Annotated in this window: 8 protein-coding genes and 1 tRNA gene; 3 read left to right on the top strand and 6 right to left on the bottom strand. The window is 65.3% G+C overall.

The window, feature by feature from the left end; translation table 11 throughout:
- Nucleotides 1–40: 40 nt before the first annotated feature.
- Nucleotides 41–117, top strand: a tRNA-Met gene (locus U1763_RS20825).
- Here the strand turns inward: U1763_RS20825 and U1763_RS21190 are convergent.
- Nucleotides 74–1,792: a recombinase family protein gene (locus U1763_RS21190; RefSeq protein ID WP_443026955.1), complete on the bottom strand. Its 1,719-nt coding sequence runs from the start codon at nt 1,790–1,792 to the stop codon at nt 74–76. The two genes, U1763_RS20825 and U1763_RS21190, sit on opposite strands and share 44 nt — an antisense overlap.
- Before the next feature lie 343 nt (nt 1,793–2,135).
- On the opposite strand from U1763_RS21190, the gene U1763_RS20805 reads away from it, so the two are divergent.
- On the top strand, nt 2,136–2,768 hold the full coding sequence (locus U1763_RS20805; protein WP_443026954.1) for a helix-turn-helix transcriptional regulator: 633 nt from the start codon (nt 2,136–2,138) through the stop codon (nt 2,766–2,768).
- A 61-nt stretch (nt 2,769–2,829) separates the two neighbouring features.
- A complete protein-coding gene (locus tag U1763_RS20800) occupies nt 2,830–3,108 on the top strand; it encodes a CHC2 zinc finger domain-containing protein (protein ID WP_332756823.1) in 279 nt (92 codons plus the stop codon).
- A gap of 252 nt (nt 3,109–3,360) precedes the next feature.
- Here U1763_RS20800 and U1763_RS20795 read toward each other — a convergent pair whose 3' ends face one another.
- The 5 genes from U1763_RS20795 to U1763_RS20775 all read right to left on the bottom strand — a co-directional run bounded on the left by U1763_RS20795 (nt 3,361) and on the right by U1763_RS20775 (nt 6,492).
- Entirely contained in the window at nt 3,361–4,143 is a 783-nt protein-coding gene (locus tag U1763_RS20795) for a MobA/MobL family protein (RefSeq protein ID WP_332756822.1), read from the bottom strand.
- A gap of 43 nt (nt 4,144–4,186) precedes the next feature.
- Nucleotides 4,187–4,828 (bottom strand): hypothetical protein, encoded by a 642-nt coding sequence (locus tag U1763_RS20790; RefSeq protein ID WP_332756821.1) that lies wholly within the window; start codon nt 4,826–4,828, stop codon nt 4,187–4,189.
- Between the two features lie 27 nt (nt 4,829–4,855).
- Nucleotides 4,856–5,512, bottom strand: coding sequence for a hypothetical protein (locus tag U1763_RS20785; RefSeq protein ID WP_332756820.1), 657 nt, complete (start codon nt 5,510–5,512; stop codon nt 4,856–4,858).
- Nucleotides 5,513–5,555: 43 nt separating this feature from the next.
- The gene (locus U1763_RS20780; protein ID WP_332756819.1) at nt 5,556–5,810 is read right to left on the bottom strand and encodes a hypothetical protein; all 255 of its coding nucleotides are present in this window, start codon (nt 5,808–5,810) and stop codon (nt 5,556–5,558) included.
- Between the two features lie 445 nt (nt 5,811–6,255).
- On the bottom strand, nt 6,256–6,492 hold the full coding sequence (locus tag U1763_RS20775) for a hypothetical protein (RefSeq protein WP_332756818.1): 237 nt from the start codon (nt 6,490–6,492) through the stop codon (nt 6,256–6,258).
- Nucleotides 6,493–6,596 lie beyond the last annotated feature (104 nt).

Raw genomic sequence — 6,596 nt, 5'->3', positions numbered from 1 at the left:
CATTCACCATGTCTCATACCCCCTTCGCGAAAGCGAACGTCGCGGGGTGGAGCAGCCCGGTAGCTCGTCAGGCTCATAACCTGAAGGTCACAGGTTCAAATCCTGTCCCCGCAACCATTCCAGTCACAACTGGCCCGCCCCTTACCGGGCGGGCCGTTTGCGTTTCTCCGCCTGTCGTAACAGCTGCAATGTCAAGCATCCGGTACAGATCGCCGTGCAGTTGGATAGTGCGGCGCTTGCCGCCGCGCGCGCTACCTGACTGCACCACGATCTTTTCGATGAGCGGGCGGATCGCCGCGCGCGCCGCCATGGCATCGCCCGAAGCCAGATGACCGTCGAGATCGACGACCGCCCGTCGATAGATCGCCTCGTAATTGGCCGGGAGGCGCACGACCTGCCGGTCGGGCGCCATGAGGACCGCGCGCTCGAGTGCCGTCTCGTCCTGTTCCAATTGCTTGACCCTCGCACTCAGCGCGCGGGGCGCATCAGCATCCTCCTCGATATGCGTCACCAGCGTGGCGATCCGGGCGCGAACGTCGCGCAGGTCCGCCTCGAGCCGGTGCCGGTCGGCATTGGCGGTGAGGGCCGCTTCCTCGAGCTCCTGCTGCAGGCTGGCGGCGAAGCGGCGGATAAGGTCCGGCGTGAGCAGTCGCTCGCGGATGCCGGCCAAGGCGCGCGTCTCCAACTCGCGCGTGGTGATCGAGCCGTTGTCGCATGCGCCGGCGCGATGACCCTTGCACCGCCAGCGGCCGCCGCCGCTCGCCAGGAATGGCTGGTCGCAACAGCCGCACCGCACCAGGCCTGACAACAGATGACCGGCTTCGCGTCCGCCGGCCAGCTTGCGCCCGGTCAGCGTGAACCGCGCATCGCGCGCCGCGCGCGCCGCCGTCTGCCGTGCCTTGACTGCATCCCACAGCGGCTGGTCGATAATGCGCAACCCCGGCTCGTCGCGGACGATCCATTCGGCTTCCGGATTGAGGCGCGGCTGCCGGCGGAAGCCGCGCTGGTCGTTGGGTACCTCCATCCAGGTGCGTCGGTTGAAGATCCGCCGGCCGATATAGAGTTCGTTGTTGAGAATGCCCTCGCCAAGCGCCGGGTCACCTGACAGGGTCGTCGGGTTCCAGATGCCGGCATTGTACCGGCCGCGCTCGCGGGCGCGCGGCGATGGCACGCCCTCCGCGTTGAGAATGGCGCAGACCTGCTTGAGGCTGTGGCCTGAGGCATAGAGCTGGAAGATGCGCCGGACGAGGCCAGCCTGCTCGACGTCGATCGCCAGCCGGTCGCGCTCGCCGCCTTGGGCCTCGTCGCCGATGATCTCGCGCCGGTAGCCGAGAACCTTGCCGCCGGTCGCGCCGCCGCGCATCGCCTTGCCCTTCAGCCCGCGCCTCGTCATATAGGCGATGCGCATGCGCTGCTGCTCGCCGATGATGCCCTTGAACGCCATCACCAGGTCGTCGATCCTGCCGGCTACCACCGTATGTACCGCCACCCGGTGCAGCCGGAACAGTTTCACCATGTACATAAGATGCTCTGCGTCGCGGCTCAGCCGGTCGACATCCTCGATGATGAGGACGTCGACACCGCCGCTGGCGATCAGCGCCAGCATGTCGCGCAGGCCGGGCCGTTCCATCGTCGCGCCGGTGATGCCGTCATCGCCGTGAAAAGCGATCAGTGCCAGCCCGTGGCGCTCGGCATAGCGTTCGGCGAACACGCGCTGGTCGGCGACCGAGGCGGTACGGTCGTCCGGGTCGTCGAAGCTCTTGCGGCCATAGGCGACGGCAGCGTGCGTCATGGGTGCGGGCCTTTCGACATGTCAGATTCAGGAAGAGTGCGAATCGGGGCTGGCGGAATCAAGCGGGCGGGAAGAAATTTCCGAGCGTTCCCGATCGATCGTTCCGACGGTCTCGTTAAGCAGGGCGTGCGCGAGCCGCTTTGCCAGGAGGATGAGAAGGGCATCGTCGAGCGACGCCAGCCGCTCACACAGGTCGGTTCGCGATGCGGGTACGGCATCGGTCCGATGCGGTGGTATGATGGCGGGATCGACCATATCGGGATTGTAGGAAACGCAAAATTTGACCTGCAAAAACCCGACATTGTGCTGACATTTATTTTTCAATGGCAGTATATCGGCCGTCATGACCGTACGAAGCCAGCCCAGTCGCCTGCTGCTGCCCAAAGGATCGGGACAGCTGCGTGGCGACCTGGGCGAATTTCTCAAGCGTCGTCGTCAGGGCCGGCTCGACAGCGAGCCGTTCGGCACGCAGGCGCAGATCGCTAGGCGCGCCGGGATCACGCGGCAGACGCTGTCGGAGATCGAGCGCGGCGCTGCCTGGCCCGGTCCGGTCACGCTCGACGCGCTGCTCGACATCCTCGACCTTGGCTGGGACCATGTCGCGCATCCAATCGCCTCGGGCGCCGATCCGCGCACCTTCGTTAACGACATGCCTGGAGGCGAACGGCTGGCGGAACTGCCGGCCGCCTCGGCACCCGCTCGCCACCGAACCTTCCTCGAAGGTGCATGGGGTAATCGGATCATCGCGTTCGGCGAGGCGATCAGGGACGCTCGGCAGGGTAGGGGCATGACACTGATTGAGGCCGCCGCCGCGGCCGGCATCTCCGCCGCACTCCTCTCCCGGCTGGAGCGCGGCCAGTTGGTAACGTCCAGCGTCTTTCGGTTCGACAATGCCGATGACGGGAGCGGCGGGCCAACCCTTGTCGTCACCAACCCCTGGATTAAGCAATTATGGTTGGCCGCCACAGGGGCATAGTGGCAAAGTTGCGATAGCCTGCCAGGATGGGGCAAAAGGGTATTTGCAGAAGAGCTACATCATGGACGAGGCGTTCACACCCCCCGGTACAAGGTTGCTTGCTGACCTCGTCGCCGCCACAACGCCCCTGCGGCCATTCGACGCGGACGGCGATCGGCAGCGTGGTTCCTGTCCGTTTCACGCCGATCTCACGCATAGTCTCTTCGTCAATTGCCGGACCTGGTACTGCTTTGCCTGCCATTGTGGCGGCAACGCCGTGCAATGGATCATGCTGCGTGACGGGGTCGATCGTGACGAGGCCATCGCCGCGCTGCAGCGGAACCTTGATCGGCGCAGATAACGCCGCGGCTTCCAGGGGGCACTGAGATGGGCCATCCTGTCAACGCAGAAGGGCGGCTCTCTCGTGGCAAAGCGGCCCGTCTGCTTTCGGGCGGCGATCCTCGTAAACGGACGTTCGTTTAGAAAGCGGGGCAGGGGGCCGAAGGGCCGGTTCCTGGCCAAAAGTGATCCGGTCAGCGTGAAAGGTTGCCGGACTTCATGATGGTTCGCGGCGTTCGGACGCAGTTCACATACGGGACGTCGCAGTGACCACTTACCCCTGGGACGCCTGTTCTGTCTTGCGGATACGGTAGCATCGGCGGCGTGAGCGCCGCGCCTGGCGCGGTGGTTTCGCCGGAACACCGGGACCGAACAGCGCAGCGAGACGCGAGCAGTCGGGGTGGGCAGGCGTGGTCACACCGACCCGGTAAGGACTGGCTGCCGCGATGCGCATGGGCGAGGGCAGCTTCTCAAGCCAGCGGCTATGCAGGTGCTCACGCATTGCAGCGCCAGACCAGCTGGCCACGGGCAGGCCGTGGCGTGCGTGATGGCGCCACACCCGGGTGGTGAGGAGCAGGTGCGCGTGCGGCGGGATCGCCCAGCCGTCGGCACCGTCGCCACGGGCATGGATTGCCCATGCGACGACCGGTCCCGCCACGGCGATGGCGGTGGCATAGTCCCGCACCATGGCCACCCATTCGTCGGCATCACCTTCGGGCGGAAGGCTCACGACGACGTGCCAGGCGCGGACCGTATCGGCAGGCATGGTGGCGGTGGCCGCGTCGAGCTCACGCCAGATCCGCCCCTCGTCGGTCGCCCAGTTCGGATGGTTGGCGGGGAGTTCAAGACCGTAGCCGACGAGATCGTCACGGTGGCTAAAATCGATGGCCCCCTGGTCATCTCTGCCGACGGTGCGGGTGATGTAGTGGTAGCTGGCGGTGGCACTGGCGTGGGTAGCGCGGCGGTCGCCGCTCATGGCGGTCCATCCTTTTGCGGAGACGGGGCGGATGCTGACGACGCGGCGGGCGTGCAGCGGCAGATTGGTCATGGCGTTCATTATGATATGTCCTCGAATTACTGTGGGGGTTGCAGATCAGGCGTCAGCCAGCGTCGGCGATACGGGCGGCCGACCAGTCGCGGGCGGCGGTGAGTGCCAGTTGCGCAGGCGAAATCGCATCGTCGAAGTCACGAAACAGGCTCGCCCATGTCGTCCAGCCGCGCATCGACTCGTCGATGAGGGATCGTTCGGTAACGGCAGGATCGGGGAGCAGTTCGGCCGGGAGGGCCGGGCGGCAGGGCGCGGTGTCACCGGTCGGACACAGGCAGGGCATCGCCGCAGCCCGGGCATGGCGCAGATGCCAGGTCAGCGATCGCGGCAGATCGCGCCAGCGCGTCGCAGTGCCGGCGGCCGCGGTGCGGGTGCGGGCGTGACGATCATCGGTCAGCGCGATCAGGCGGGCAGGCAGGGGCCACCAGTGATCCCAGCTGATGACGGCGCCGTCGGCCGGGACGCGTTTGTCCAGCCAGCCTAGAAGCACGTCTGGCAATTCGCCGTCGCGGATCGCGCGTGCGTCCGCGGTGAAGCGATAGCCATCATTCAGCGGGATGACCGAGAAGACGGCAAGACCGATCAACGGCCGGGTGTCTGGGTAGTAGCACGCCTGATAGCAGCCGCCGATCGTGCGGGCGGCGATGGCGGTCGCACGCGGCTCGAAGCCGCGTGCCATGATGGTATCGAACATAAGAATGGCTTTCGTGAATGAGGGAGTTCAGCTGCCGGTGCGGGCGAGGCTGTCGAGGTGGAGAGCGGCGGCAGGGCTGCCCTGACGGCGCAGCCAGTCGGCCAGATGCCGTTCGATCGCTGTGTTGACGCGGTGACCGAGCGCACTGCGATCGGCGATGCGGCTCATTGCGAGCCGCCAGCAGGCGATCGCATCTGTCGCCAGCCGGTCGGCAAGCAACGCCTGACGACCGGTCATCCAGGCGTTGAACGCGAGGTCGTTGTCGGGCGAGGTGCGGGGAATGCCGGCCGATAGCGCAGCTTCGACAAAGCCGATCGCCGTGTGATCCGGACCGCGCACGACGGTATCGATGATCCGCTGATGGCCGTGTCCACCGAGCAGGCGAAGCGCAGACGACCAGCCCGCATCCGGCAAGGTCTCGAGTGCAGCGGTCGCCTCACCCAGATCATAGCCGGTCACTGTGGCATGCTCATCGTAGAGCGCCAGATCGAGCCATGAGAGCAGGCAGGCGGAGGTGTCGGTCGGCGCCAGCACGAGGGTGTCGAGCTCGAAGTCGACCTCGCCGCGATCAACGCGACCGGTGAAGACGCCGGCACCGATGACGGCGGGCAAGGGGCGGGAGAGGTGATGGCCAAGGTCGATCGTCAGGATCGAGACGGCGGTGAGGATGTGGTGGGGAAGCATAGGCTAATGCTTTCGCAGGCACGGCAATGCCTCCGACCCACCGTCACATGGTGTCGGTGGGGTCGAATGGTGGCCGGGCGGGATGGTCGGGAACCTCGCGGTGCGAGGTGACGGGGATATGAAGAACCTGAAGGGGCGAAGCTGGCTTTCGCCGACCTCTTTTTCCCCTCTTCGGGTTCTTCTCTTCACTCTTCTGAAGAATTCCGGCGGTGGGCTGCTGCCCACTGCCATCACGGCTTTTCATTGCCGGCGTGAGAGATGTCGGTTCAGGCAGAGCCATGGAGCTCGGGTTGGTCATCCTTCTTCTCCTTTTTCGATGTTCCGTAGCTGTCTGATCCTGCCGGTTCCGGGGCCGTAACCTGGCGGCCGATCAGGCGGTCACGAACCTCAGACGGTCGGCAGCCACGGTTTTCCGGCTGTTGCCATGGCCACGTTCAGTTCGAGGGACGGGCGATGTCTGCACGCGCATCGTCAGGCCAGCCCCTGGACCTGTCATTCATGCGCCGGGTATGGAGCACCGTCGGGGATATCGAGACAGGCAATGCGATCCACGAAGACCCGAGCGACGGTCCTGCAATTTGCAAGGGACCCGGACGATCGGGAGATCTGGCTGTCGGGCCGCAATCCGCGCACCTTACATTTCGTCCGCGCATGCGCCGGGCATCGCGATTGGACGATCATTGCGGAAAATGGTCTCGTCGCTAGACGATGCTCTCGAGATTGAGGCGATCGTCAAGTCCGCCTTAGATCCGGCCCACATCGACAAGGTCGGCGCCGGTGGAAGCGACATCGTATTGCTGCCGGAACCGACGCTTGCCGACAAGAAGATCGCAGGCCTTCACCCGCTTATCCGCGACCTCTGCAAGGCCGCCCGCTCGCGCATGCATCGCCCGCCACGCGAGCGTGACGACCCCTAAGTCACGGGTCATCAGCGTGAGGTTCAGCGCGACATCGACCTTTACAATTCCGACCGTCACCATGATCGGGATGAGAATGAAGGCAGACAGGCTCGTGTTCAGGATGATGGCTGGTATTACTTAGACTGAAGTGTCCGTCTCGGTGAACGGCCTATCGCCGGCTAAGG

It is taken from the genome of Sphingomonas sorbitolis, from assembly GCF_036663875.1.
In the GTDB taxonomy this organism is placed as follows: Bacteria; Pseudomonadota; Alphaproteobacteria; order Sphingomonadales; family Sphingomonadaceae; genus Sphingomonas.
This window is presented reverse-complemented; position numbering and strand designations above follow the sequence as displayed.

Bases quoted from the DNA above. Each gene is read 5' to 3' on its own strand.
- U1763_RS21190 (WP_443026955.1), bottom strand. From the start codon at position 1,792: ATGACGCACGCTGCCGTCGCCTATGGCCGCAAGAGCTTCGACGACCCG.
- U1763_RS20805 (WP_443026954.1), top strand. From the start codon at position 2,136: ATGACCGTACGAAGCCAGCCCAGTCGCCTGCTGCTGCCCAAAGGATCG.
- U1763_RS20800 (WP_332756823.1), top strand. From the start codon at position 2,830: ATGGACGAGGCGTTCACACCCCCCGGTACAAGGTTGCTTGCTGACCTC.
- U1763_RS20795 (WP_332756822.1), bottom strand. From the start codon at position 4,143: ATGAACGCCATGACCAATCTGCCGCTGCACGCCCGCCGCGTCGTCAGC.
- U1763_RS20790 (WP_332756821.1), bottom strand. From the start codon at position 4,828: ATGTTCGATACCATCATGGCACGCGGCTTCGAGCCGCGTGCGACCGCC.
- U1763_RS20785 (WP_332756820.1), bottom strand. From the start codon at position 5,512: ATGCTTCCCCACCACATCCTCACCGCCGTCTCGATCCTGACGATCGAC.
- U1763_RS20780 (WP_332756819.1), bottom strand. From the start codon at position 5,810: ATGACCAACCCGAGCTCCATGGCTCTGCCTGAACCGACATCTCTCACG.
- U1763_RS20775 (WP_332756818.1), bottom strand. From the start codon at position 6,492: ATGGTGACGGTCGGAATTGTAAAGGTCGATGTCGCGCTGAACCTCACG.